We start from the raw sequence: 26,477 nt of genomic DNA, 5'->3' as shown, positions 1-26,477 counted from the left end.
GTAGCCAGGAACCCCTCGTGTAGGAGTAACATGTTACTTATGGCGACGACGCTCACCGAACCCACCTCCCTGACCGCAGAACTGCAAGCACGCGGCGTTGCAGACGCCCGCGCGGACGCAACGTCCCGCGCCGTGTACTCCAGTGACGCTTCGCTGTATCGAATCCAGCCCGCCGCCGTCGTCTTTCCGCGCCACATCGACGAGGTGCTGACCACCCTCGAGGTGTGCCGTGAGCGCGGCGTTCCCGTCACGTCCCGCGGTGCAGGCACGTCGATTGCCGGGAACGCCATCGGCCCGGGCGTGGTGATCGACTTCAGCCGGCACCTGAACCGGGTCCTGGAGTTCGACGCCGAAGCGCGCACCGCCGTCGTCGAACCCGGCGCAGTCCACGCGACGCTACAGAAGGTGGCGCTCGCGAACGGGCTTCGGTTCGGCCCCGATCCCTCGACGCACACGCGCTGCACCGTTGGCGGGATGATCGGCAACAACGCGTGTGGCTCGCGCGCGCTGGCCTATGGGCGCACCGCAGATAACGTGACGCAGCTCGACGTCGTCACCGGCTCCGGTACGCGCCTGCGGCTGGGGGCTGCGGGGGAGACGCCGAGCCGTGCGGAAACTGATGCGTTGCGCTCACTCGTGGCCGCGAACCTCGGGACCATCCGGACCGAGCTCGGGCGGTTCGGGCGGCAGGTTTCGGGATACTCGCTGGAGCACCTGCTGCCTGAGCGGGGGTTCGACCTGCGACGAATGCTTGTGGGCAGCGAGGGTACGCTCGCGGTGATCCTTGAGGCCGGCGTCCGCCTGGTACAGGACGCGCCGTACAAAACCATGGTGGTGCTCGGCTTCGGGAACATCGGCGAGGCGGGTGACGCCGTCACCTCCGTGCTGCCCTTCAAACCGACGGCGTGCGAGGGGCTCGATTCGCGGATTGTCGAGGTGGTCCGCACCCGTAAGGGGCCGCAGGCCGTGCCCGAACTTCCCGGCGGCGCCGCCTGGCTGTTCGTCGAAATCTCAGGGGACGACGCGCTCGAGGTCGCCTCCCGGGCCGCCGAGGTGAGTCGAATCGGCGCCGCGCGGCATGCCCGCATCGTCGAGGATCCCCGTCAGGCGGCAGCGCTCTGGCGGATACGTGAGGACGGCGGCGGACTCGCAGGACGCTCGCCGTCGGGAGCTCCCGCCCACGCCGGATGGGAGGACGCGGCGGTTCCCCCGGAGCGGCTTGGCGACTACCTCCGCGAGTTCGATGAGATGCTCCTCGCCCACAACCTCACCGGCTTCCCGTTCGGCCATTTCGGCGACGGTTGCGTGCACGTCCGTCTGGACTTCCCCTTCCAGAACGACGACGGTGCCGCCGCCTTCCGCGCCTTCCTCACCGACGCTGCGAAACTGGTGGCGTCCTACGGCGGCTCGCTCTCCGGCGAGCACGGCGATGGACGAGCCCGCAGCGAGCTGCTGCCCTACATGTATACGCCGGATGCGCTGGCACTGTTCGGCAAGGTCAAGGGAATCCTGGATCCGGACAATCTCCTCAATCCGGGCGTTCTGGTGGATCCCGACCCGTTGGACGCCAACGTCCGTGTCGCCTCCGCTGGGCCCCTGCGTTCGGGACTGGCGTTCGGCTACGAGCACGACGACGGCGACTTCAGCCAGGCGGTCCACCGCTGTACCGGGGTGGGGCAATGCCGTGCGGCGCATCGTGATAATCAGACGGTCATGTGCCCCTCGTACATTGCGACACTCGAGGAGAAGGATTCGACCCGCGGACGCGCGAGGGCGCTGCAGGAGATGATCAACGGAAGCGTGACCGGGGGGCGGTCCGATGGTCTTCCTCCTGGAAAGCCGAACTGGCGGGCCCCCGAAGTGCACGAAGCGTTGGACCTCTGCCTGTCCTGCAAGGGCTGCGCGTCCGATTGCCCCACGGGGATCGATATGGCCGCCTACAAGGCTGAAGTGCTGCACCAGAGTTACAAGCGGCGGTTGCGGCCGGCGTCACACTATTCGCTGGGGTGGTTGCCGCGGTGGGCGCGATTCGCTTCTGTGGCGCCGCGGGTGCTGAACTTCCTGATGCGGCTACCCGGGGCTCGTCAGCTCGGGTTGCGGGTTGCCGGGGTGGATTCGCGGCGGAACATTCCGGCGTTCGCTCCGCAGACGTTCCACAAGTGGTTCCGCTCGCGGACTGCTGGTTTCTCCGGTGATCGCCCCCAGGTACTGCTGTGGGCGGATTCGTTCACGAACAACTTTTCGCCTGAGGTTGGTCAGGCTGCGGTGCGGGTGCTGGAGGACGCTGGGTACGAGGTGCTGATCCCCGAAAAGCCGGTGTGCTGCGGGCTGACGTGGATCTCGACCGGGCAACTCGACGCGGCGCGGAAGATTCTGCGTTCATCCGTTTCAGTGCTCGATGAGTACGTGGAACAGGGCATTCCCATCGTTGGGCTCGAGCCCTCCTGCACAGGGGTGCTCCGGTCGGACGCCGTGGAGTTGCTGGGCCGCTCAACTGCTGGTCCGGTTGCCGGTGCCACTTACACCCTCGCCGAACTGTTGGCGAAGACGCCCGGCTACACGCCGCCGTCGCTGGTGGGAACCACCATCGTTGCGCAACCGCACTGCCATCATCATGCGGTGATGGGTTGGAGTCCTGACGCCGCCCTGCTTGAGGGTGCGGGTGCGACGCTGCAGAAGCTTGGCGGCTGTTGCGGGTTGGCCGGGAACTTCGGCGTGGAACGGGGGCATTACGAGGTGTCCGTTGCGGTGGCCGAGCAACAACTCCTGCCGGCGGTCCGCGCCGCGGAAGATGACGCCGTCGTACTTGCCGATGGCTACTCGTGCCGCACCCAGCTCGAGGATCTCAGCGAACGGAAGGGTATCCACCTGGCGCAGCTGCTGGATCAAAGGCGGTAGCTTCGGCTGCTGCCGACTGGCGCAGCTCGCGGGCCAAAGGGCGGCTAGCTTCCGCTCCCGGTCACGCCGCACACAGCAACAAGTCCCACTGTCTGCTGTGCCGCCCGGGGGCCGATATGCCTCTTGCGAAAGTGCCTGCATTGCAGGCAATGACGGCAGATTGCAGGCAACAGCAGCAGATTGCAGGCATACCTGCAGTGCAGGCAGTATCTGAAAAGAACACAGGAGGCCCAGCGACATTGCCGCAGCGCATCGACCGTCCTCAGACACGAAGAAGCCGGTGAGGTGCAGGGCCGGGGGATAACCCACGGACCCGCACCTCACCGGCCCTTATGACAGACGATGAACTCTAAGCCGAAACGCTCCTGGCCGGCGACCCGCTTGCCGCAAAGGCACTGTCGAAGAACTCCTGCAGCCGGTCGCACAGCAGCATGAACTCTGGGTGCTCGCTGTACATGAAGTCGTTGTGACGGCCGTCGATCGTGTAAAGGGTCTTCGGTGAGGATGCCGCTGCGTACAGGGACGCTGCCTCATCGTAGGGGTGGAGGGTGTTGCGGGTCCCATGCCCGATGAACAGCGGAACCGGTGCCAGATCCTTCACCACCTTCTCCACCTTCAGGTCGATGATCGACTCGGTGAATTGCAGGCGCGTGGGGTGCCCGAACCCGTAAACCTGTGAAAGTTCCTTACCCACGTAGTCCTCGGTAGCCGGATCCAGTGGGTAGTGCGCGAAGGTGTCGGCCAGCTTCGACTCTCCCTCGAGCACCCGCCGCGTGCGGTCCGACTGGACTTCGTCGACGATCTTCGTCCACTCGTCGTAGGTGTGAATCGACTTGAGCCAGCGCTCGCCGTCGTAAAACCCATTCAACGACGCTACACCGGCAACATTGCGAGCCTTCTGACCGGCGAGCACCACATTTGCCGCGCCCATTCCCCAACCGATGAGCCCCAGACGGTGGTTGTCGACATCTTCCTGCGAGTGCATGAAGGTGATGGCGTTACGGATGTCCTCAACCTGCTGCTCAATGAGGACCGTTCCCTTTTCACCTTCACTGTCCGCGAAGCCCCGGTAGTCGAAGCCCAGGCAGATGTACCCGCGCTTCGTCAGGTTTTTCGCGAACATCTTCGGGTAGAACTCGTTGAATCCCTGGTAGCCGGAGTTCACTACTAATGCGGGGTGAGGCCCGTCTCCTGAGAGCTCCTCGGGGTAATAGAGGGTTGCCTTGAGGCGGCTACCTTCACTGAAGAACGTGGTTTCCTTCTCGATCACTGTGTTTCCTTCTGTTCCATGGTGGATCTGTTCGTCGGTATAGCGCTGCCTAACCGAGCAGGCCTTCGCTCTCGAGCCATTCCTCTGCGACGTCACGCGGCTGCTCGCCGTCGTTGTCGATCCTGCCGTTGAGTTCAGTCATGGTCTCGTCGGTAAGTGCTTCGCTGATCGGTGCCATGATGTCCGCGATGGCCGGGTACTCATCGAGGGTTTCCTGCCGCAGGGTGAGTGCGCCCTGGTACTCGACGAAGAACTCCTGATCGTCCTCGAGCACCGTCAGGTCATTGGAGACAATGCGTGCATCCGTGGAGAACACCTCGCCGAAAGTGCACTCCTCGCCGATCTGCGTATAGATCAGGTTGAGATCGAGCTCGACGACGTTGTTGAACTCGAAGCCGTAAGCCTCCTCCAACCCGGGAAGCCCGTCATCGCGGTTGATGAACTCGCTGGCCGCGCACACAGTGGCGTCATCCGGGTTCTCCTGGATGTAGGCGGCTGCATCGCTCATGGTGCTGAGACCGTTTTCTTCAGCGAAGCTGCTCGGAACAGCGATGCGGTAGGTGTTCTCGAAATTGGCGGGTTCCAGCCAGGCAATGCCATTCTCGGCGTCCGCCTCAGCCACGGCGGCGTACAGGTCCTCCGGTACGTCCGTGGTGGTATTGCCGAGAATGTTTACCCATCCGGTGCCGGTGTAGTCCCAGTACATGTCCACTTCGCCGGTTTCCAGCGCTTCACGGACGGTGGCGCTGCCGGAGATTCCGGTCCTGTCCTCGACCGCAGCTCCAGCGTTTTCCAACGCCACAGCGGTGATTTGGCCGAGCAGGATTGACTCGGTGAATTCCTTCGACCCGACGATGAGTTCAGCGCCGGCGAGCTCACCGCTGGAAGCGGCGCCGCCGTCGTCGTTCCCGCCGCCACAGGCGCTCAGCGTCAGTACAAGACCGGCACCGACTGCGGTGATTGTCCTTGCCTTCAAGTTCATGATTCCTTCTTCGTTGTAGTTGGTGTGGTTCTAGAGGCCTTTGGGCCGAAGGAAGTCCTCGGCTATTCCGGCCAGGTAATCGATCAGCAGCGCGAGGACAGCCGTGAGCGCTGCGCCGATGATCTGGATGAGAACGCGGTTGGTTGATAGCCCGGCGACGATGATGTCGCCGAGGCCACCGGCATTGATGTAGGTGGTCAGGGTCGCTGTTCCCACGTTGATGACCAGCGCTGTGCGAACACCTGCCAGGATGATCGGAACGGATAGCGGCAGCTCAAGTCGGAACAGCACACCCGATTTGGAGATCCCCATGCCACGGCCCGCTTCGAGGACGGATTCGTCCACCTGTTCAAGCCCCACCATGGTGTTCAGCAGTACGGGGATGATGGCGTAGAGCACGAGGCCCACCACGGCAGCCTGGAAACCGAGGAACAGGAACGCAACGGCGAGGAGTACCAGGACGGCAATCGTCGGGATTGCCTGGCCGAGGGTGAGCAGGGTGATCAGGTATGGCCGGAAGCGGCGGGTGAACGGGCGGGTCAGCAGGATGCCCAGGGGAACGGCGATGACCAGCGTGAGCAGTGTCGAGACCGCTGTCAGCTGGATGTGTTCCCAGGTAGCAGTGGCAAGAGCCGCGGCATTGAGCGAACGGGCTTCAATGCTGTCGAGCTCCCGTGAACTGACGTAGAGGTACATAATCAGACAGGCAGACGCGAGTATCGCCGGCATCACGAGGTAGCCGGCGAGTGACCGGTGGCGCGGAAGTGCTGCGCTGGGCACGACGGCGGTACGAACCCGGGTCCCAACGTCCGTCATGGCTGCCCTCCCGCCGTGGCAACGCCGGCCCCGTAAGCCGACCCGGAATTCGCCTGCGCCGCGGTGCTCCGCATGGAACGGATCGCTCCGTTGATCTGATTGATGTCGACGATCCCCTGGTAGGCGCCGTTGGAGCCGGTGACGATAGCCACGCCGTACGGTGCCGCGACCAGTTCGTTCAGCGCATCGCTGAGCGTGTCGGTGGGCCGCACGGTCACACCCGGTTCGAGCCCCAGTTCGCTGAGCGGACGCCCTGATGCGCCATCGAGGTCTTCCGCGCCAACCCACCGGGAGGGCCGCCCGCCGTCGTCGAGTACAAGGACGGCACCAAAGGCGCTCCCGCGGAGCATGTTCCGGACCTCGGTATGGTCAGCGTTCGTTCGAACGGTTGGCCACTGCGTCAGGTCGATATCGGATACATGACTGAGGTTGAGGCGCTTGAGCGAGGCGCCCTTGCCGATGAAGTCGGCCACGAACTCATTGGCCGGTGCCGTCAGGATGCGCTCCGGGGTGTCGTACTGGGCAACCCGGGAGGCCTCCTGGAGGATCACGATGCGATCGCCCATCTTGATCGCCTCATCGATGTCATGGGTGACGAAGACGATGGTTTTGCGGACCTCGGACTGCAGGCGCAGGAACTCGTTCTGGAGGCGGTCGCGGGTAATCGGGTCAATCGCGCCGAAGGGTTCGTCCATCAGCATCACGTCAGGATCCGCTCCAAGGGCACGCGCGACTCCCACCCGTTGGCGTTGCCCACCTGAAAGCTGTTTCGGATAGCGGTCGCGGTACTCTGCCGGCGCCATGTTGACCATCTCCAGCAGTTCGTCTACCCGGGCGGATACCCTCTTGCTGTCCCAGCCGAGCAGCTTCGGCACGGTTGCGACGTTTTCCCCGATGGTCATATGTGGAAAGAGGCCAACCTGCTGGATGACGTAGCCGATGCGCCTCCGCAGCTGGTCGGGATCGGCGGATGTGACATCGTCGCCATCGAGGATGATCCGGCCGGACGTGGGTTCGATGATGCGGTTGATGGTCTTCATGGTGGTTGTCTTGCCGCAGCCGGATGGGCCAACCAGGACAACAATCTCACCCTCGTAGATGTCCAGCGTCAGATCGTCGACAGCGTTGTGCTTCTGGCCGGGGAACCGTTTCGTGAGATTTTCCAGCCGGATCATGACTTTGCGGGCGTTCTGGCTGTTGGTCGGTGAGGTGATCATCGGATTCCTTGGGAGGTTGTGAGCCTGCGGATGGCATAGAACAGGACATCGAACAGAATGGCGAGGACAACGATGCCGACCGTTCCCGCCAGCACCAGATTCACGGCCACGGGTGTGCCGACCCGGGCCAGCCCGGTGAAGATCAATTCGCCGTAGCCCGGTCCAAGCACGATCGAGCCGATGGCGGCGATGCCGAGGAGCACCAGGCTGGTCACCCGGACGCCGGTGATGATGACGGGCCAGGCCAGAGGCAATTCGATGCGCAAGAGCTGTTGGCGGCGGCTCATCCCCATGCCGCTGGCTGCTTCCACGATTGCCGGGTCCACTTCCCGTAAACCGGTGATTGTGTTGCGTACAACGGGAAGCAGCCCGTACATGGTCAGCGCGACTACCACCGGCATGGCGCCCAGGCCCAGCGGTCCGATGAGCAGGATGAAGAGGGCAAACGAGGGAACCGTCAGGAACGCACCCGTAACCGCCAGCACAGCTTCCCGTGGACGGGGCTTGCGATAGGTAGCTATGCCGAGGCCCACGCCAATGACCGTTGCGAGCAGCACTGAAACGCCGACGACGGCGGCATGCCCGAGTCCCAGCTCAAGCATGTCGTCACTGCGGCTGACCAGGAATTCGAAGAAGTTCACTCGGATCCGCTCCCTGATTGATTCCGGGCGGTTTGTTCAGAACTGGTCATGACAGCACAAGCTCCCTTGGGTTGTCGGACGCACTTGCTTCGAGCCAGCTTCGGTCCAGGCCAAGTCCGGCGAGCGTCTCGATGAGTTCGCGCAGCGCGCGGGGTGGTTGCGGGCTGGTCGGTTGCCCGGCGTCGGAAGCCAGGATCAGTTTGTCCCCTGCCGCCCGGGCAACTTCGGCGAGCAGTGCGTTAGTCATCTCCGGTTGGTGCCAAAGCTGATAGGCGGTGATTTCGACGTATGCCCCCTGCGCCGCGAAGTCAGCGATCTCGGAAATGCCCATCGCCGGGACGGTATAGGAAGGGTGGGTCAGCAGGAACCTGGTGATGTTACGGCTTCGTGCCTGCTCGAACAGCCAGCGGCATTCGTCGCCGCTCAGGTGGCCTGTGCAGAGCACGGCGTCGAACTCGGCAATCAGGTCCAGCACCAGCGCAATGTCGTCCAGTTGCTGCTCGGTTGCTGCCAGCACCGGCGGAGTGGAGAGCGTTGACCGGTTCAGGCGGGGCTGGAGGTCGCTCAATCGGGGAAGGCCGGCTGCTTCCTGTGTGTGCGCATCCGCCGTCGGGAACCAGATGACCCTGCCGCCGCTTTGCAGCGTGGCTGCAACCGACGAGGGATTGATTCCGCCGGCCGGCCGGTTGAGCGCAATGCCGCCCACGACGTCGAGCCCTGACGCTCGTGCCAAAGCCCTGGCTCTACCGACGGTTGACTCCTGATGGCCCTTGAGCACGAAGCCGCTGAAGCCGGCGGCCGCGTACTCGGCGCAGATCTGATCGTCGTATCCGATGCGGTCCATGACATCCGGTGCCGCGTGAACGTGTACATCGAACACGCTCAGGAGGCCCGGAGTCTTGTAGTGAAAGGGCTACGCTGCCCGTTTTCGGTCTGGATCATGTCGACGACTCTAAGAGGCGAATGTGATGAAGACAACACGGTGGTGCAAAATATGCAACACTGTTGTCTGGATACTCAGTTGCCGGCAGGTTGTTGAATTTGCATCCGACTATTGCAATCAACGCATCCGGACGGGATAGTGATGCCACGACGATCGACGCTATTTTGATGAGCTCGGACCATCAGAAGCAGTTCAGGAAAGACAGGAAGAACGTTGCCCTTGAGTGAACCCAACAGCCGTGCCCGGGATACGTTGCGCGTCCGGCTTCTACAGACCGATCCCGTACTGGGTGACGTTGACAGGAACCTGCAGAGCCTGGATGAGCTCATCGGGTCATCCTCGGATTGCGATCTCGTTGTAGCGCCGGAGCTTGCCACTCACGGGTATCACCTCAGCGAGGTTCCGGACGCGATGCCGCTTCAGCCGGACGACGAGCGGCTGCTCGGACTTGGCAGGCATGGTCCGGCAGCCGTGGTGGGATTCGCTGAGGCCTTCCGCCACCACACCTTCAACAGTGCCGCGCTCCTGACAAACGGCAGTTCCCGGATTCAACGGAAGATGTACCTCCCCACCTACAAGGGGTGGGAGGAGCGCAAGCACTTCCGCCCGGGAGGCCAACTCCACTGTGAAGACCTCCTGAACACGCGCCTATCCGTACTCATCTGCAACGACGCCTGGCAGCCTGCCATCCCGTGGCTGGCTGCACACGGTGGAGCGGAAGTGCTTGTGGTGCCGGTCAACAGTGCCACCAGCAACGTAGGCGTCCCAACTGAGCGCGCCTGGGAAATTCTGCTGCTTCACGCGGCGGTGGTCCTTCAGTCCTACGTGGTGTTCGTGAATCGTTGCGGTGAGGAGAACCAGCGGGACTTCTGGGGTGGGTCGCGGGTATTTTCGCCATCCGGAGAAGTGTTGGGGCAGTTGGGTTCGGAACCGGGAGAACTGGACTGTGAACTGGACCTGGGGGCGTTGCGAACACTGCGGCGCCAGTGGCCGTTGCTGCAGGAGTCCCGGGCTGACCTCATAGCGCGGGAAGCTTCCAGGCTGGCGGAGGAGGAGGCCTGAGACCATGACTGAATCCAGAAAACAGAGTGGGGCAGCCAAGATCATGGCGTTGCTGGAGGTACTGGGCACTGCTGATGCGGCTCAGTACCCGCATGGAATGACGGTGTCGGAGGTTGCCCGGGCCCTGAGCAGGGACAAGTCCATCATTTCCCGCCAGTTGAAGAGCCTCCTGGAGTCCGGTCTGGTATCCCGGGATCCATCAGGGTGCTTCGAGTTGAGTTGGCGTCTGTATGCGTTGGCATCGCGTGCGGGCGATCAGAATCTGGCGAAGCGGGCTGGGCCGGTGATGCGACGGCTGACGGACAACGTTCGTGAGCGTAGCCATCTGACCGTCCTGAGCGACGGGGAAGTACTCACGGTCCGCTCCGAGAGTTCGCGTCGGTCCATCGAAACGCAGGGCTGGGTGGGGCGGACCATCCCCGTGGGGAGAAGCTCCAGCGGCATGGCGCTGCTTATGGACCATGAAGACGAGCAAATTCTTGAAATTGCGTTGGCAACAGATCCCGCCGGTTCACGCAAACAGGCGGCTGCATTCCTGGATGAGATCAAGCAGTCCAGGCAACGCCAGTACACGATCGCCAACCGCATTTTCGATCCGGAGATCATCGGCATCGGCACACCCATTCGCGATTTCTCAGGACGAATCGTTGCTGCACTGAACATCTCCGGTCCGGCAGCCCGCATCGAGGACCACATTCCACTGTTCGGCTCGCACCTCATTGCCGCGGCCACCAGCCTCCGGCACCCCGACACGGGGGCTGCATCCGCGCACTGAACCTACCTCAGATCGGCTCGCGCAGGTCCTTGATCAGCGGCCCGACCATCTGCTCCATCGTTGCGAGCAGCAGCGCCTTATCCCGAACTGCAGCCAGGCGGGCCGAGCGCACGAACATCAGCCGCGCCAGCCGCCGCGACTGGTTCTGCGCCGCCTCGACGCGCTGCCGCCGTCGTCGTACGTAGAGGTCCAGTGCGTTCGGGAGGTAGCCAGCGTCAGTGCGGGATAGTTCGTCCGCCAGTACAGCCGCCGATTCCAGTGCCATTGACGCACCGATCCCCGCCGTCGGAAGGAACGCTGCCGCGGCGTCACCCAGCAGCGCTACCCTTCCCTTCACCCACTTCGGCGCCCGCACGTCGGCCATCGGCCAGAGGTAAAGCGGCTCATTCTCCGGTGGCAGGCCATCCACCAGTTCGGGCGCCCCGTGTTCTGTGAGCAGCGATGCCACCCGGGTGGACCGGCCGCGGGATTGCAGCGTATCGAGAGGTGCTCCCGCGATGACGCACAGCCGGTCGCGGCACGGGTAGGTGCCGAGGAAACTCCCGGCGGCCCAACGTTCGGTGGTCGCTCCGGGCGGAGTCAGCGATGGATCCGCCCACCAGACGTAACAGCCCCAGCCGGTGTGCCGGTCGGGTACGCGTCCGATGGTCAGGTCGCGGACGCGGGAGTGGATGCCGTCCGCGCCGACCACCAGGTCGAACGTGCCCGTGGTCCCGTCGTCGAACGCCACCTCCACCTCGTGGACGGACTGCCACAGCGAGGCGATCCCGACGCCGTCGCGCACGTCGATCGAGCTGGTGAGCGGTTTCCGCAGGAGTGTCAGCAGGTCCTCGCGCGGGATGATGCCAAGATGTCCGAAAGCGCCGATGCTCTCCGGCATCGCAGAGGAAAACAACGTGCGGCCGGACCCATCCCGCCCGGTGTAGGACTCCATCGGCTCACTCGCCGCAACGAACTCCTCATGCACGCCGAGCGCATGGAAGACCCGGCTCCCATGCGGCCACAGGGCGATCGCGTAGCCAAGGTCCGCGTCGTGCGGCCGACGGTCGACGACGACGGCGGCCTCCCCCCGCCTCGCCAGTAATCCGGCCAGCGCCAAGCCTGCGGTGCCGGCTCCGACTATGAGGATGCGCATGATTTTTCGTCCTAACGGGTCAGTGGGAAATGAGTCCGCGCAGCAGCGCCGCGATCGCCGGGGCGGGGTCGGCATCGGGTGCGGGGTGGACCAGCCGACTGGTCAACAGCCCGTCGATCAGCGCGAGCAGGTACTGCAGGTGCGCCTTCGGATCCCGCGAGCCAAGAGTTAGGAGCGCGGGCATCATCCAGTTCGCCAGTTCAGCGCGGCCCTTCTCGGCCTCCTCGCCCAGCTGCGGCCGGTTGCTCGCCTCAACGAACACGGCGTGGCGCGCGAGGGAAAGCGAACGGTGCTCACCCGTCAGCTTCTCAACGAGGCGGCCGAGGGCCGAAGCGAAACCGCCGACGTCGTCAAGGTCCTTCGTGGAAGCGAGCGCACTCCAGACAGCCATTTCCCGTTCGAGGATCCGGTTCAGCGCGCCGGTCAGGAGGGCGTCGCGGGACCGGAACCGGTTCGATGTGGAACCGAGCGGCAACTGGGCCGCCGCATCAACCGCGCGGTGGGTCAGTTGCCGTACGCCGCCCGCGGCAAGCACTTCGATGGCGGCGTCGAGAAGAAGCTGTTCACGCATAGACAGAACACTACACCCGTAGTCTAGAATCACTACATATGTTGTCGAATCTGCCTGTTGGTTTCCTGCTGACCGTCCTGATCCTCGGGGTGGCGACCGTCTGCGCGTTGTGGCCCAAGCGTGCGCCGGGCCCACTCGGCACCGGAATGTACCTGGCCGGCATGGGCGTGAACGAGATACCTCTGGTCGCTGCGCTCTGGGCAGTCCCGGGCACAGTGCTGACCCTGGCAGATGACGATCCACTCACGCCCGGCGGGATTCTCGGTGCGGTGATCCTGGTTGTGGCCTGGGTTGGCCTCGGTGTCGTGGCGTACCGCGCAGTGAGGTCGGCCGATGTGCCGGAGGCAGCTATGCGTGCGTCGCTCGGTACGGACTGGCGATCGGGGGTCGAGCCTGGGCGGCCGAACCTGCTGCGCGCCTTCCTGCTTCCCTTCCTTCGGCGGCGGCGGGACGTTGAGCGCGTGCGGAACATCGCGTACGACGACGGCGGCAGGCGGCACCTGCTCGATGTGTACCGGCACCGGTCCCGGCCTCAGGGGTGCCCGGTGTTTGCCCATTTCCATGGCGGGCATTTTGTTTCCGGGGCCAAGAACCGCGAATCGCTGCCGCTGCTTTACCACCTCGCGAGCCGTGGATGGCTGTGTGTGAGCGCGAACTATCGGTTGACTAGCTTCCCCGATTACGTGGTGGATGCGAAGCGGGTCCTGGCCTGGGTGCAAGAGCAGGGTGCGTCGTATGGGGCGGATCCGTCGGTGGTGTTCGTGGCCGGTAATTCCGCAGGGGGCTATCTGGCCTCCTTCGCGGCGCTGACTCCGAACCAGCCGGAGTATCAGCCGGGCTTTGAGGGTATCGACACGTCCGTTACCGCCGCCGTGTGCCAGTACGGGTACTACGGCACGACGGCGGGGGATCCTCGCAGTACTCCGGCCGCGCATGTCAGCGAGGAGGCACCGCCGTTCCTCGTGGTGCACGGGGATCGGGACACGATGGTTCCGGTTGAGTGGACCCGGGAGTTCGTTGCCGAACTGAAGGCAGCATCCCGCGAGCCCGTGGTGTATATGGAACTGCCCGATGCCCAGCACACCTTCGACTACTTCAACTCGCTCCGCGCACAGCTCGTGGCCGAGCGGATTGAGGCGTTCGCCGGGTGGGTCCGGAGCCGCGCGAACGCGAGGTAGGCAGCCCGCACGTCAGCCGAGCACCACGTCACCGGTCTCGGTGATCCGCCAGCCCGGGTTGTGCGCGATCTCCCAGACGACGCCGTTCGGGTCCTTTACGTGCGCGTGGAAGATCCCGCCGAACTTACCCTGCTGCGGCTGCTTCAGGATGTTGGCGCCAGCCGCAGCCATCGCGCCGACCGTGCGGTAGACCTCCTGCGGGCTGGCGACGTTGTGCGACAGGGTGATGCCGGAGATGCCCGGCGCAGCGGTGACGCCCTGGTCCTCGGCGAACTTGCCGGCCTCGAACAGGCCAAGAAGCAGGCCGGGAGCAACCTGGTAGAAGATGATCTCGTCGTCGACGTCCAGAAGTGCGTCCCAGCCGAGGCCCTCATGGTAGAAGCGCCGCGCCGTCTCAAGGTTGGGCGTGGCAAGCGTGATGAAGTGCAATTGCTGGTCCATGGGGTTCCCCTTGCGTCGTTGCGGCACCGATGGCCAGCCTAGCTGTGATCATCCGGCGGCGAGTGACGCGGCTCTATCGTGAAGCTGCCGCAGACGACCGCGCTCCCATTCCTTGAGAAACGGTTGGCGACGAGCCACATAGTATGTAACATTTCACATACTATGTGGCACAAGCCACAAGCGATCACCGCCGTGCTGGCCGTCCTCGGCCGGCGGACGACGACTCAAGGAAGAGGCGCATGGACACCCTGGTAAGCATCAGCGACGGCTTGTGGAACCCGATGGCCTACATGGCGCTGGGGGTGGGGCTGTTCTTCACGCTCCTCACCGGCGCCGCCCAGTTCCGGCTCCTGCCGGACACACTGCGGCAGATCTTCAAGCCCAAGAACGCCGACGACGGCGGCATCTCGCCCCTGCAGGCGCTCCTCCTGACCATTTCGAGCAGGGTGGGCGTGGGCAACATTGCCGGCGTCGGAACAGCAATTGCCGCAGGCGGTCCGGGAGCACTGTTCTGGATGGTGGTCTGCGCTCTGTTGGGTGCGGCGAGTGCTTTTGCGGAGTCAACCCTCGCGCAGGTCTTCAAGCGCAAGATCAACGGTGAGCATCGCGGCGGCATGCCGTTCTACGTTAAGTACGGGCTGCGGATCAAGTGGCTGGCGGTGCTTCTGGCTGTGCTGACGGCGCTGGGATATGGGTTCCTCTTCCCCGGCGTGCAGTCCAACAACATTGCGGCGAGCATGGAGACGGCGTTCAGCATTCCGGTCTGGGTGACGGCGATTGTCGTGACGGGCCTGCTGGGTTTCGTGATCGTCGGTGGTACAAAGCGCGTTGTTGGCGCCGCCCAGTTCATGGTCCCGATCATGGCTGTCGGGTACATCCTGGCCGCCGTCGTCGTACTGTTGGTCAACTTTGACCAGATCATTCCGACTCTCGGACTCGTCCTCTCAAGCGCGTTCGGCATGCATGAAGTGTTCGGCGGCATCGCGGGCGCGGCTGTCGCATGGGGTGTACGGCGAGCGGTGTTCTCGAATGTTGCCGGCGTGGGCGAAGGAACGTACGGTGCGGCGGCGTCGTCGGTCAGTCACCCGGCGAAGCAGGGCCTGGTGCAGGCATTCTCGATCTTCATCGACACCGTTGTAGTCTGCTCGGCGACCGGCCTGATGGTGGTCATGACCGGTTCGTACAACGTCACGCGTGATAACGGCGATCCGATCGTCACCAACGTTCCCGGCCTTGAAGCCGGCTCCGCTTATACACAGGAAGCGGTGAGTGATGCGCTGCCGGGATTCGGTCCGGGATTCGTTGCGATTGCTTTGTTCTTCTTCGCCTTCACCACACTGGTGGCGTTCTACTACATCGCGCACACGAACATCGTGTTCCTGGCAGGCCGCGAATTGGGTCCGGTGCTGAGCTGGGTGCTGAAGATCGGCATGCTCGCAATCACGTTCTACGGATCGGTCGAGTCCGCAGCCGTCATGTGGACGATCGGCGACATCGGCTACGCCTCGCTCGGTTGGATCAACATGGTGTGCATCCTGCTGCTCGCGCCGATTGTCCGGAAGGTCATCAAGGATTACGACCGCCAGCGCCGCACTGGCGCGGACCCCGTTTTCGATCCGCGTCCGCTTGGTATCAAGGGGGCAGACTTCTGGGTGGAAGCCACTCCGTCGGAGACAACAGTCGGTTCGCGGCGCGGGAGCGCGGGCGAGGACTGACCTGCTCGCTTTCCCGTAGGCACAGAGCCCGACGCCGGTGCCTGCCTCCGGCGTCGGGCTTTCCTATGGAGCCTTAACCGTTTGGGCGAAGCTGCGCCTCCGCTGCCGCTCGATGCTCCGGTTCGCCTGATTCGAGTGCAAAAAGCGCATAGTTCAACGGTCCGGCGGCAATCAGTTCGCTGCACCGTCCTGCGAGGTTGGGTTCGCTGTGCCCGGTGAGGTCGCGATACGCGTCCACGGTCGCGGCGAACTGCTCCGGCGGCGCAATCATGAACTGGTACATGAAATCGAGCGCCGGATCGCTGACCCTCGCGGTGGTCCAGTCCAGCGCTGAAACGATGCGGCTGTCTTCATCCAGGAGCAGATGCGCCGGGTAGAGCTCGCCGTGGGTGAGCACGGTGCGCTCCGGCCAGAGGTCGTCGTCGTCAATCCAGGTGCGCCACACGGTGACGAGATCGGACTCGACGTCGAACTCGTCCAGCACCCGGTCGAGGTCACCTGACCACCGTTGCCGCACCTGTTCGGGAGTTTCGAAGGGAATGCCGGCTTCGGCTGCCTCGGTGGTATCGAGGCGGTGTAGGGACACGATTACCTCCGCAAGCGATTGGGCGTACTCAGGTGAGGCGACGTCGTAGTGCCAGACCGGCTGCCCTTCAACATCGAGCGTCAGTCCCGGCTTGCCAGGCAGCAGCGGATAGGCGATGAGATTGGGCGAGCTGATGCGCCAGTCCGGCACCGCGATGGGCAGGCGCGGGCCGACGAAGTCGAGGATGCGCTTTTCCTCCACGATCTTGGCGGACACATCCGCCCGCCGGGGAATCCGCAGCACCCAGTCCTCACCGGTTTCCGCACTGGTTGCGAACGCCACCCGGTAGTCCAGGCCGGCTTCGTTGAACCGGATGGTCGCGGGGTCCAGGGCAAGCCCGTGCTGCTGGGCGAGGTCCGAAACGGCGTTCGCTGTTGGTTCGGGTGTCATGCCTTCGATTCTTGCACCCGACGACGACGGGCTCAGCTTCTCGCAACGGCCTCCAGGACGAGCTTCGGGCTGGCCTCTCGCGGCGGCCTCCAGGGCGCCGCCGAACTGTCAGCCCGGACCACCACCCGGCTGTCCTCCCGGATATGCGCGGGGAGGCTATATGTCGCTGCGGATTCCGCGTGCACTGCAGGCATTGCATGCAACGAGAGCACCGCAGGCAGAATCCTGAGAGGGACAAGGCACCAATCCGGCCTTCCGCGGACTGCCTCCCCGGGGGCAAAACCAGGCGGCAACAGACGGGTGGAACTCAGCCCGCCGTCGTCGTTGTTTTCCTCTCCCAGCCGATAGTCGGCGCGATGTGCTCGATGACGTTGCGGAGGAGCTTCGCGTTGTAGTCGACGCCGAGTTGGTTGGGGACGGTGAGCATCAGGGTGTCGGCGGACTGCACGGCGGCATCCGCGGCGAGTTCTTCGGCGAGTACGTCCGGTTCACCGATGTAGCTCTTGCCGAAGCGGGACATCGCGCCGTCGAGCACTCCTACCTGGTCGCGGGTTTCGCGGAGGGCGCTGAGGGCGAAGTAGCGGCGGTCTTCGTCGTCAACGATCGGGATTACGCTGCGGCTGACCGATACCCGCGGTGAGAAAGTGTGGCCGGCCTCCGTCCAGGCATCGCGGTACAGCTGAATCTGTTCGGCCTGGAGCTGGTCGAAGGGAACGCCGGTGTCCTCGGTGAGCAGGGTGGAGCTCATCAGATTCATGCCCTGTTCGGCGGCCCATACGGCGGTCTTGCGTGTGCCGGCACCCCACCAGATTCGTTGGCTCAGACCGGGGGAGTGCGGCTGGATGGGCAGGAGCCCGGAGGCCTGCCGAGGGTCCGCCTCGGCGACGCCCGCGCCGCTGATCGCATGACGGAAGACCTCGGTGTGGCGGCGTGCCATGTCGCCGGGCTCTTCGCCCCCGGCCGGGACGTACCCGAAGTTGGCGGCGCCGTTGAGCGCGGGTTCGGGTGACCCGCGGCTGATGCCGAGTTGGAGCCGTCCGCCGCTGATGAGGTCCGTCCCGGCGGCTTCCTCTGCCATGTACAGCGGGTTTTCGTAACGCATGTCGATTACGCCGGTGCCCATCTCGATCCGGCTGGTACGCGCAGCGATTGCGGCCAGCAACGGGAATGGCGCTGCCTGCTGGCGAGCGAAGTGGTGGACACGGAAGAATGCACCGTCCACCCCGATTTCCTCTGCCGCAACGGCGAGGTCGATGCCCTGCAGGAGGGAATCGCGCGCAGTGCGCGTACGTGAACCCTCAAGGGGAGACCAGTGACCAAAGGAGAGGAAGCCGATACGCAACATGTTCGTCACAACCATGTACGACGGCGGGACATTCCGCGGGTGCGCTCAGTAGCTCCCGGACGCGCCGCCTCCGGTGAATCCTCCACCGCCGCTGATCGATGAACCGGAAGTGCCCGCAGTGTTGCCTCCATACAGCGACGGATTCGCCACGTACAACGGCAGCCAAATCGCCGGACTGGTGAGCGCGTTGTCCTTCCGATGGCTGTAGCGGTACTTGCGGTAGGCGTCGCGTTGGGCGTCGGTCAGCTCGAAGTCCGGATCGCGCTGCTCTGCAGTCCGGATCTCCTGATCAGCAACACGACGACGACGGCGTGAGTCCGCCACGACCAGCCCGACTATGAGCCCGATGACGACAACAAGCCCGCCAACGATGCTGACCGGAAGAACCCAGGCATACGGGTCCTTCGGCGGTTCCTGACCCTGTGCATAGGTGTAGATCTGGCTGATCGCTTCAGTGAGCCCCTCGGCGTACTGCTCGTTCCCGAACGCCGGTTCGAGGACATCCCCGATGACGTCCTCGGCCTCATCATCGGAGAAGCGCTCGCGGACGCCGTCGGCTGTTTCGATGCGCAACTCGCGCTCGCCGGTATCCGCGACCACGAGCACGCCGTTGTCTGCTCCCTCGTCGCCGACGCCCCAGGTGGTGGCGACCTCGCGGGCGTAGTCTTCGATCGATCCGGCGGCGCCGTCGACCGTGAGCACCGCCACGCGGGCTGCGTCTGTGCTGCCGTTCTGCTCTTCGATGAGCGTGTTGAGTTCCTGCTCCTGCGCGTTGGAGAGGACGTCGGCGGAGTCCAGGACGTTGCCCTCGGCCGGAGGTTCGGGCACTGTGCCAGTGCCTTCGTCGCCGCAGCCGGTGAGCACCAGCAGCAGCATCGCGCCTGCCATGACTGCGCGTCTTGGATGCAACACGAGCGTCCTTCCGGTCCGGTTTTCTCCAGCGTAGCGAGGCGCTCGTCGCAAGGAATCGGTCGGAAGGACTAATCCCTCCGATCGAAGGGCGCGCGTAGAACCGATTAAATTTGTCGCCACTCAAGCATTCTGCGTGCTCCAGCTCGCCAGGAAGTTCAGCGCCTCTTCGGCAGGGCTCGCCGGTTCCACCGTGTAGGTCACGATGGTCAACCCGGGATCGCCCGGCAGCACCAGCGACTCCCCGGTCACCTCGAACTCGCCGACCACGGAATGGCGCAGTGTCTTCGTGGACGTGTAATGGAACTTCACGTTATGGGAAGCCCACCACGCCCGGAACTCCTCGCTGCGGGTGGACAGTTCGCCAACCAGGTCCGTCAATCCACGGTCGTACGGATTGGAACCGGCTTCAAGGCGTAGGGCAGCAACAGAATCCCGCCCGATCCTCTCCCACTCCACGAAGAACTCACGCGACCGGGGATCAAGGAAGGTATAGCGGGCGAGATTGAAGGAGGCCGCGCCGTCGTCATACGCCTCTGAGAACAGGGCGCGGCCCAGGCGGTTGGAGGCCACGACGTCGAACCGGTTGTTCCGCACATAAGCGGGCGCATGGATGGTCTCAAGGATGCGCAACACGCCCTCACGCACCCCGGTGCGTGCGGCAGCACGCGGCCGTGAACGGGTCCCGGACGTGGTCACACGGCTGGGCGCCTTAGCAGCGTTCGCGAGATTGAACAGGTAACCGCGTTCCGCCTCGTCGAGCTGCAGCGCCCGGGCCAGGGACTCCAGCACGGAGTCGGACACCCCGCCGAGGTTCCCGCGTTCCGCCTCGTCGAGCTGCAGCGCCCGGGCCAGGGACTCCAGCACGGAGTCGGACACCCCGCCGAGGTTCCCGCGTTCCAGACGTGTGTAGTAGTCAGTGCTCATGCCGGCGAGCATCGCCACTTCTTCGCGGCGCAGGCCCTTGACCCGGCGTCGTCCTCCGTAGAAGGGGATCGCCGCCTGTTCCGGGCTCAGTCGTTCGCGGCGCGTGGTGAGGAAGGCGCGCACTTCGTCCCGGTTTTCCATGCTCCAACGGTACGACGACTCACGGCCCGCCAGGGAGGGACTGGCAGTACCGGGACAAGCCGGAACTCCCACATCGACCGGCGAGGGTGTTTGATTGATAGCAGTCCGCACGATCGATCTGAGGAGATTTCCTTGCCCACCACCGTTTCCGCTTACTCCGCACTATCCGCAACCGAAGACCTCATCCCGACAACCATCGAGCGCCGGGACGTTGGCCCCGATGACGTCCTGATCGAGATCAAGTTCGCAGGCATCTGCCACTCGGACATCCACACCGTCCGCGGTGACTGGGGTCCGCAGCAGTATCCCCTGGCACCCGGGCACGAAATTGCCGGCGTCGTCACGGAAGTCGGCTCGAACGTCACCAGGCACGCTGTCGGTGACCGCGTGGGCGTGGGCTGCATGGTCAACTCCTGCCGCGAGTGCAAGAACTGCAAGGCAGGCGAAGAGCAGTACTGCCTCAAAGGCATGACCGGCACCTACGGCGCTGTTGACCGCGACGGCTCGATCACCCAGGGCGGCTACTCCACCCACGTTGTGGTGGCAGAGGACTTCGTGGTCCGCATTCCCGAGGGTATCGAGCTCGACGTCGCCGCGCCCCTTTTGTGCGCCGGCATCACCACTTACTCGCCGCTGCGCCACTGGGGTGCCGGGTCCGGTAAGAAGGTTGCCGTCGTCGGCCTCGGCGGTCTCGGTCACATGACCGTCAAACTCGCCCACGCGATGGGTGCTGACGTTACGGTGCTGTCCCAGTCGCTGAAGAAGCAGGAGGACGGGCTCCGTCTCGGTGCCGACCGCTACTACGCCACCAGCGACGAGAACACCTTCACGGAGCTGGCCGGATCCTTCGACCTGATCATCAACACCGTGAGCGCTTCGATCAACATCAGCGACTACCTGGGCCTGCTCTCGCTCGACGGTGCGCTGGTGAACGTCGGTGCTCCCGCTGAGCCGCTGCCCGTGAACGCGATGGCGCTGATCGGTGGACGCCGGTCCTTCGCCGGATCAGCGATCGGCGGTATCCGCGAAACCCAGGAGATGCTGGACTTCTGCGCCGAGCACCAGCTGGGCGCAGAGATCGAGGTCATCCCGGCCGAGAAGATCAACGAAGCGTACGAGCGCGTTCTCGCCTCGGACGTGCGGTACCGGTTCGTGATCGATACGTCGACGCTCTAACCATTCGTCGCAGGTTTAAACCGAAACCTCGGCGTGTCCGTTGAGACACGCCGAGGTTTTGGCATTGAGGCCCGTCAAACCTGCACGGAATCGATCAGGAGGAGCGGGAGTTATGGCCTCCCGGTTGTGAAGGTGTCGCTCCACTCAGTGGTGGCGCCGTCGTCGAGCACGTAGCCCTCCTGCGCCACGGCTGTGACGGTGACGGTGTCGCGGAGCTTCCGGTGGGACCCCGCTGCGACCACCTCGCCGTTGACCAGGTAATCCACGCCCTCCACGGCGGGAATGGTCAGGGTGTCCTGCCCTCGGCCCGGCCGGTCATCAAACATTGGCTCCGCAGGGACCACTTCGGTGGCGTAGCTGAGACCGAAGCCCAGCGGCAGGAGCATGCCCTCGCCGTCGGCTTCGGGAATGTTGACCGGCAGCTTGCCGGTCGGATTCACTTCACCCGTGATGGCACGCACAACGCCGTGGAAATTCACCGGCTTCACGCCGTAGCTGTTCAGCACGGCGTCAGCTCCCGGGAAAACACTGATGTCGTACGGGTTGCGGGTTGCAATAACGACGACGGGCGTACCCGTCTCCGCGAGCGCCGCCACCATCTGTTGCTGGGCAGCGTTGCCGGTTGCGTTGTACGAGGTGAAGACGACGACGTCGGCATCCTCCGCCGCAGCGACCGCACGTTCGCGGTACGCAGCCGAGGGTGAGCTGCCGTTTTCGTATTCTTCAGTGACGGCGAAGCCCTTATCCATGAGCATCGGCCCAACCAGTTCCGGCCAGCCCGAACCCGATCCGACCATCAGCACCGACTCGTGCCCATCGAGCGGCAGGACGTCGCCCTCGTTGCGCAGAAGGGTGACGGCGCGGTCCGATATGGTGTTGGCCGTGGCGAGGTGCTCAGGGTTACCGACGACGGTGTCCACGGCCCCGAGATCAGCCATCGGCTGCTCGAACACTCCGCGCTTGACCTTCCACTCGAGGATCCGGCGGACCGATTCGTTGATGCGTTCCTCTGTAAGCTCTCCGGATTCGACGGCGGCGCGAACGCCCGCGAAGGACGCATCGACGTCGGGCGAGTTCAGAAGGATGTCCGAGCCGGCCTGGATGGCCATGACGGAGATCTCCTCCTGGCTCCACTGAGCGGTCATCGCTGCCATGTCCAGGGCGTCAGTGGTAACCAGGCCCTCAAAGCCCATCTCGTCACGGAGCAGGCCGGTAAGAACCTTGTGCGAGAGCGTGCCCGGCATTTCCGGGTCGATCGCCTCGACGATGATGTGCGCGGTCATGACCATGTCCACGCCGGCATCAATCGCGGCCTGGAACGGCTGCAGGTGCTTGTTCAGCGTTTCGCGGTCGTAGGTGACGATCGGCAGTCCATAGTGGGAGTCCACCGAGGTATCGCCGTGGCCGGGGAAGTGCTTGGCCGAAGCGCCAACATTGTGGGCCTGCATGCCTTCGATCTGGGCGACGCCCAGGGCGCTCACGGTGTCCGGATCCTCACCCATGGAACGGATTCCGATCACCGGGTTGTCCGGGTTGGAATTGAGGTCCAGGACAGGAGCGAAGTCAACGTTGATGCCCATGGCCCGCATCTCCGAGCCGAGAATCTCGCCCTGTGCCCGGGCCAGCTCCTGGTCGAACGTGGCGCCGAGGGCCATGTTGCCGGGAAGGACTGTGGCGGGCGGCCCGATGCGGGCAACGAGTCCGCCTTCCTGGTCGATCGTCACGGCCAGCGGAATGCCGCTATCATCCAGGGCGACTTCCTGCAGACCGTTCGACAGGCCGGCCACCTGATCCGGATTGTTTGTGTTGCCGGACCAGGCGAAGTAGAGCACGCCGCCCAGATCGTACTTCTCGACCACCTCGGCCGGCGTATCAACACCGTAGCGTGCCTGGTTATTGGCCTTCATCGACGTGTCGTTCGCAGATGACCCGTACACATGTGTCCAGGTCATCTGGCCGATCTTCTGGTCCAGGGTCATGTCGGCGATCATCGCGTCGATGTTGGGTGCCGCGGTCGTCGTAATGGGGGTGTTGGCTGGGACGTTGGTCGGCACGGTCGCGAAGGCCGCGCCCGTGCTCGCGACGAGCAGCGCGGTGGCCGCCGCCGTCATCAGTGTTGCCTGTCTCTTCAAATGCATGGTTCCAGTACTTTCACTTGGTGGGCGTCAGCGCCCAGTGGATGGATTGGTCGGAAGTTGTCAGCGGCGTACGAGCGAGAACCCGTCCGCCTCGAAGGCGTCAGCGTTGCGTTCGCCGTTGAGGATGGTGCGGTTGCCGTCGTGAACCTGGATGTTGTCCACGAAGATGCCGCGGCCAAGGGTGTTGCCGTCCGTGGTGTAGCGCCAGCGGATCAGGTGCTCGCCCACGGGAAGCGTGGCCGTGGCCTTGCCCCAGGTGCGCTCGCCGTGGTTGTTGTAGGTGCCATCTGTCTGCTCGGTTCCCTCCGGTCCTGTTACCGCGAACGGCAGCAGGTCCCAGGTCTGGCCGCCATCGGTGGAGGTCTCCAGCGCGAAGACGTCAGTGGTCTCGTTGTCGGCAAAGACGTCGAAGGTCAGCTCGGCTTCGTCCGGGACAGTCACGCTGGTCTGCAGGGTGGCCTCGGAACTGTTGGCGGCACCGCCGAACCAGGCGGTTGGACCCTTCTGTGGGTTTACAGCGAGGGCGCCGGCGAGGCCGTCCGCAACCACTCGTCGAGCCGGGTTGTTGGACCCCCAGGTCCGGCTGGGATGCACGCGGTTGGTCAACAGGATCGCGAAGGACCGGGATGCGTAGTCAATGACGATCGACGTTCCGGTGTACCCGGTGTGACCAGCTGCGGATGGATTGGAGAGTCCGCCCATGTACCACATCTGGTTCAGCTCGAACCCGAGGCCGTGCGCGTTGCCGGGGAACTCCTCGTTCTCGTTCTGCAACAGTTGCTCGACGGTGCTCTGCTCCAGAATCCGGACTCCCTGGTAGACACCGCCGTTCAGCAGCGTCTGGGCCAGCACGGCCATGTCACCGGCGGTGGAGAAGATCCCCGCGTGACCCGCAATGCCGCCCAGGCTCCACGCATTCTCGTCATGGACTTCGCCCCACACCATGCCGCGGCCGGCGGCCTCCTGGTACTCGGTGGCCGCGATCCGGTGCAGCTTGCTAGCCGGAGGGTTGTACCCGGTATCGGTCAGGCCAAGCGGCCCGGTGATTCCGGTTGTCAGCGCTTCATCGAGCCGCTGGCCGGTGACCTGCTCCACCAGCACGCCGAGGGCGATCAGGTTGAGGTCGCTGTAGGTGTAGGCGGTTCCGGGTTCGTCATCCGGTGTGGTCTCCATGACCGCCTGGATGCGTTCAGCCTTGGTGTCATAAGCGCTCCAGAGCGGCAGCCACGGTTTCAGGCCCGAGGTGTGCGTGAGCATCTGCCGCAGCGTTATCTCTTGCTTGCCGTTGTTCCCGAAGTCGTGGACGTAGGCGGCGTACGGCTGGTCCAGGTCCAGGTGCCCCTGTTCAACCTGCTGCATGACCAGGAGCGAGGTGAAGAGCTTGGTCACCGAGGCGAGGTCGTAGATGGTGTCCTCGGTGGCCGCGATCTGCTCATCGGCGGGCAGTTTGGTGCCGTCGCCGTCCGCGTAGAGACGCGAGAATCCACTGGCGTGCTTCCCGACAATCCGTCCCTGATGAGCCATCAGCCCGACGGCGGACGCGTACATCGGGCGGGTGCCGGCGTCCGTGGGATTCGCGTACGCCTCCACTTGGTCCCAGGCGGCGTCAATGGTTGAGGTGTCGTGGATGCCGACGGCACGGGGGTTACCTTCGACCAGGCGCGTGTTGGCCGGTGAGAACCCGTCCAGGGGCATGTCGAACCTTCCCGCGGCGCGATGGTCTGCGCCGTTCGTATTGCGCTGGGCTGCAGGGCTCTCGTCTGCGTAGGCCACTCCGCTGAATCCGCTGAGGATCATTCCCGTAATGGCCAGGACGGCGCCTGTCTTGTACCCGGCCTTGTGTGGCGCGCGCATCAGCGGCGTCCGGGGTAGAGGAGGAAAGGCCGGGTGTCGCGGACAAACTGACCGAGTTCGCGGCCCCAGGAGCCGATGATCGTTTGGGCGTCAGCACCGGCGTCGATCTGCTCGGCGGCGCGTGCCGATCCGCTGAGCAGACCCATCCAGCGGCCGCCGTCGCCGCGCCAGTCGAACCCCGGGTACAGGCGCTTTGCCTCGACGAGCATGTGGATGCCCACTTCGAGGGCTTCGACGCTCTCGTGATCGTTGATGTGCACCTGGACGCCTGCGCAGATCTGACCAGCATTCTTGGACAGAGTCGGGTTGAAATACGCCTCACGGAAGGTGACGCCGTCGAGCCCCTTGCTGTTCAGGGCCTCCGCCCACTGGTAGTCCACGTAGGGGGCGCCGATGAGTTCGAAGGGGCGGGTGGTGCCGCGTCCCTCGGACATGTTGGTGGCCTCGAACAGGGCAGTGCCGGGGTAGAGGGTGGCGGTTTCCGGCGTCGGCATGTTGGGGCTGGGGAGGATCCAGGTTGCCCGGTTGTCCGGGCCTGTCATTTCCCGCTTCCAGCCTTGCACCTCGACCACTTCGAGGTCGATTGGCTCGAGGCCAGCCTTGGGGAGGAAGACGGCGTTGAAGTAGCGCGCGAGCTCGCCGACCGTCATGCCGTGCTGCAGCGCGATTCCGAGCTTGCCGACACCGGACTGGAAGCCGTCCTGCAGCACCGGCCCGCGTGCCTGGCCACCGATCGGATTGGCGCGGTCAAGGACCACAAAGCGGCGTCCGCTCTGCGAGGCTGCCTGCATGGCGTCCCACATGGTCCAGATGTAGGTGTAGAAGCGGGCGCCGACGTCCTGGATGTCGAACACGATGGTGTCAACGCCGGACTCCTCGTAGAAGCGCGCGTAGGTTGCTACCGATGCGCCGTAGGTGTCATAGACGGTGATGCCGGTGCGGGGGTCAACGGAGGTTTCCTCGGCTGCGCCGTCCTGCGCGGTGCCGCGGAAACCGTGCTCGGGGCCGAAGACGGCGCCGACGTCGACGCCCTTGCTCGCCATGTCATCGACAATGGTGCGGAAGCTGGACAGGACACCGGTTGGGTTGGTGATGACGCCGATTGTGCGGCCGGCGAAGACGCTCCAGTTATCAGCGGCAGCTACGTCGGCCCCATTGACCAGCGTGTGTTTGTTCTTGTTCTTGGGCTCCTTCGCGACGGCGCTTGGTGCAAACGGTGCGGCGACGGCGGCGACGGCGCCGAGTCCGGAGGCCTGGATCAGACTTCTTCTGTTGATAGACATGGGGGTGCCTTTCGATGGGTGTAGAGGCGTAACACTTGATCGGCAGTATCGTTTCAACCGGTCGTGCTGGAGGTGGGCTTAAAA

22 protein-coding genes are annotated in these 26,477 nt (G+C 64.3%); 6 read left to right on the top strand and 16 right to left on the bottom strand.

Annotation, left to right across the window (positions count from 1 at the left end; translation table 11 throughout):
* Positions 1-39: 39 nt before the first annotated feature.
* Positions 40-2,898, top strand: coding sequence for an FAD-binding and (Fe-S)-binding domain-containing protein (locus BJ994_RS14090; protein ID WP_209066887.1), 2,859 nt, complete (start codon positions 40-42; stop codon positions 2,896-2,898).
* Between the two features lie 349 nt (positions 2,899-3,247).
* Here the strand turns inward: BJ994_RS14090 and BJ994_RS14085 are convergent, their stop codons facing one another.
* From BJ994_RS14085 to BJ994_RS14060, 6 genes are read right to left on the bottom strand one after another with little or no spacing between them, the layout of a single operon-like run.
* Positions 3,248-4,168, bottom strand: coding sequence for an alpha/beta fold hydrolase (locus BJ994_RS14085; RefSeq protein ID WP_167995036.1), 921 nt, complete (start codon positions 4,166-4,168; stop codon positions 3,248-3,250).
* Between the two features lie 49 nt (positions 4,169-4,217).
* Complete coding sequence (locus tag BJ994_RS14080) at positions 4,218-5,150, bottom strand: glycine betaine ABC transporter substrate-binding protein (protein WP_167995034.1); 933 nt, start codon at positions 5,148-5,150, stop codon at positions 4,218-4,220.
* 30 nt (positions 5,151-5,180) lie between these two features.
* Positions 5,181-5,966 (bottom strand): ABC transporter permease, encoded by a 786-nt coding sequence (locus BJ994_RS14075; RefSeq protein WP_167995031.1) that lies wholly within the window; start codon positions 5,964-5,966, stop codon positions 5,181-5,183.
* Entirely contained in the window at positions 5,963-7,183 is a 1,221-nt protein-coding gene (locus BJ994_RS14070; RefSeq protein ID WP_167995029.1) for a betaine/proline/choline family ABC transporter ATP-binding protein, read from the bottom strand. Before BJ994_RS14070 ends, BJ994_RS14075 begins: the two co-directional genes overlap by 4 nt.
* A complete protein-coding gene (locus tag BJ994_RS14065; protein WP_167995027.1) occupies positions 7,180-7,824 on the bottom strand; it encodes an ABC transporter permease subunit in 645 nt (214 codons plus the stop codon). Before BJ994_RS14065 ends, BJ994_RS14070 begins: the two co-directional genes overlap by 4 nt.
* 46 nt (positions 7,825-7,870) lie before the next feature.
* On the bottom strand, positions 7,871-8,704 hold the full coding sequence (locus BJ994_RS14060; RefSeq protein WP_167995025.1) for a DUF6282 family protein: 834 nt from the start codon (positions 8,702-8,704) through the stop codon (positions 7,871-7,873).
* A gap of 282 nt (positions 8,705-8,986) precedes the next feature.
* On the opposite strand from BJ994_RS14060, the gene BJ994_RS14055 reads away from it, so the two are divergent.
* Both BJ994_RS14055 and BJ994_RS14050 read left to right on the top strand, forming a co-directional pair.
* On the top strand, positions 8,987-9,829 hold the full coding sequence (locus BJ994_RS14055) for a nitrilase-related carbon-nitrogen hydrolase (protein ID WP_167995023.1): 843 nt from the start codon (positions 8,987-8,989) through the stop codon (positions 9,827-9,829).
* A gap of 4 nt (positions 9,830-9,833) precedes the next feature.
* A complete protein-coding gene (locus BJ994_RS14050; protein WP_167995021.1) occupies positions 9,834-10,604 on the top strand; it encodes an IclR family transcriptional regulator in 771 nt (256 codons plus the stop codon).
* Between the two features lie 7 nt (positions 10,605-10,611).
* Here the strand turns inward: BJ994_RS14050 and BJ994_RS14045 are convergent, their stop codons facing one another.
* Positions 10,612-11,739, bottom strand: coding sequence for an FAD-dependent oxidoreductase (locus BJ994_RS14045; RefSeq protein WP_167995019.1), 1,128 nt, complete (start codon positions 11,737-11,739; stop codon positions 10,612-10,614).
* A gap of 19 nt (positions 11,740-11,758) precedes the next feature.
* Complete coding sequence (locus BJ994_RS14040) at positions 11,759-12,310, bottom strand: TetR/AcrR family transcriptional regulator (protein WP_209066878.1); 552 nt, start codon at positions 12,308-12,310, stop codon at positions 11,759-11,761.
* 38 nt (positions 12,311-12,348) lie between these two features.
* Between BJ994_RS14040 and BJ994_RS14035 the strand changes: the two genes are divergently transcribed.
* Positions 12,349-13,488, top strand: a complete 1,140-nt coding sequence (locus BJ994_RS14035; protein WP_209066876.1) for an alpha/beta hydrolase — start codon at positions 12,349-12,351, stop codon at positions 13,486-13,488.
* Positions 13,489-13,500: 12 nt separating this feature from the next.
* Here the strand turns inward: BJ994_RS14035 and BJ994_RS14030 are convergent, their stop codons facing one another.
* Positions 13,501-13,929 (bottom strand): VOC family protein, encoded by a 429-nt coding sequence (locus tag BJ994_RS14030; protein ID WP_167995017.1) that lies wholly within the window; start codon positions 13,927-13,929, stop codon positions 13,501-13,503.
* Between the two features lie 239 nt (positions 13,930-14,168).
* Here BJ994_RS14030 and BJ994_RS14025 point away from each other — a divergent pair, with 239 nt between their 5' ends.
* Positions 14,169-15,644, top strand: a complete 1,476-nt coding sequence (locus BJ994_RS14025; RefSeq protein ID WP_167995015.1) for an alanine/glycine:cation symporter family protein — start codon at positions 14,169-14,171, stop codon at positions 15,642-15,644.
* Positions 15,645-15,717: 73 nt separating this feature from the next.
* On the opposite strand, the gene BJ994_RS14020 is transcribed toward BJ994_RS14025, so the two are convergent.
* The 4 genes from BJ994_RS14020 to BJ994_RS14005 all read right to left on the bottom strand — a co-directional run bounded on the left by BJ994_RS14020 (position 15,718) and on the right by BJ994_RS14005 (position 19,942).
* Positions 15,718-16,620 (bottom strand): macrolide 2'-phosphotransferase, encoded by a 903-nt coding sequence (locus BJ994_RS14020; RefSeq protein ID WP_167995013.1) that lies wholly within the window; start codon positions 16,618-16,620, stop codon positions 15,718-15,720.
* A gap of 307 nt (positions 16,621-16,927) precedes the next feature.
* Complete coding sequence (locus BJ994_RS14015) at positions 16,928-17,965, bottom strand: LLM class flavin-dependent oxidoreductase (RefSeq protein ID WP_167995011.1); 1,038 nt, start codon at positions 17,963-17,965, stop codon at positions 16,928-16,930.
* 45 nt (positions 17,966-18,010) lie between these two features.
* Complete coding sequence (locus tag BJ994_RS14010; RefSeq protein WP_167995009.1) at positions 18,011-18,877, bottom strand: TPM domain-containing protein; 867 nt, start codon at positions 18,875-18,877, stop codon at positions 18,011-18,013.
* 120 nt (positions 18,878-18,997) lie between these two features.
* Positions 18,998-19,942 carry a helix-turn-helix transcriptional regulator gene (locus tag BJ994_RS14005; protein WP_167995007.1) on the bottom strand — a complete coding sequence of 315 codons (945 nt, stop codon included), beginning with the start codon at positions 19,940-19,942 and terminating at the stop codon, positions 18,998-19,000.
* A gap of 132 nt (positions 19,943-20,074) precedes the next feature.
* On the opposite strand from BJ994_RS14005, the gene BJ994_RS14000 reads away from it, so the two are divergent.
* Positions 20,075-21,118 carry an NAD(P)-dependent alcohol dehydrogenase gene (locus BJ994_RS14000; protein ID WP_167995005.1) on the top strand — a complete coding sequence of 348 codons (1,044 nt, stop codon included), beginning with the start codon at positions 20,075-20,077 and terminating at the stop codon, positions 21,116-21,118.
* Positions 21,119-21,228: 110 nt separating this feature from the next.
* Here BJ994_RS14000 and BJ994_RS13995 read toward each other — a convergent pair whose 3' ends face one another.
* The 3 genes from BJ994_RS13995 to BJ994_RS13985 are packed head-to-tail and all read right to left on the bottom strand — an operon-like array spanning position 21,229 to position 26,393.
* On the bottom strand, positions 21,229-23,256 hold the full coding sequence (locus tag BJ994_RS13995; protein ID WP_245192303.1) for a glycoside hydrolase family 3 protein: 2,028 nt from the start codon (positions 23,254-23,256) through the stop codon (positions 21,229-21,231).
* Between the two features lie 60 nt (positions 23,257-23,316).
* A complete protein-coding gene (locus tag BJ994_RS13990) occupies positions 23,317-25,110 on the bottom strand; it encodes a serine hydrolase domain-containing protein (protein ID WP_209066874.1) in 1,794 nt (597 codons plus the stop codon).
* A complete protein-coding gene (locus tag BJ994_RS13985) occupies positions 25,110-26,393 on the bottom strand; it encodes an exo-beta-N-acetylmuramidase NamZ family protein (RefSeq protein ID WP_167995003.1) in 1,284 nt (427 codons plus the stop codon). The genes BJ994_RS13990 and BJ994_RS13985 overlap by 1 nt, the downstream gene beginning before the upstream one ends.
* Between the last annotated feature and the right edge of the window lie 84 nt (positions 26,394-26,477).

This window comes from Arthrobacter pigmenti, assembly GCF_011927905.1.
Taxonomy (GTDB): Bacteria; Actinomycetota; Actinomycetes; order Actinomycetales; family Micrococcaceae; genus Arthrobacter_D; species Arthrobacter_D pigmenti.
Note: the sequence above shows the minus strand (reverse complement) of the source record. Positions and strands in the feature narration are given on the sequence as shown.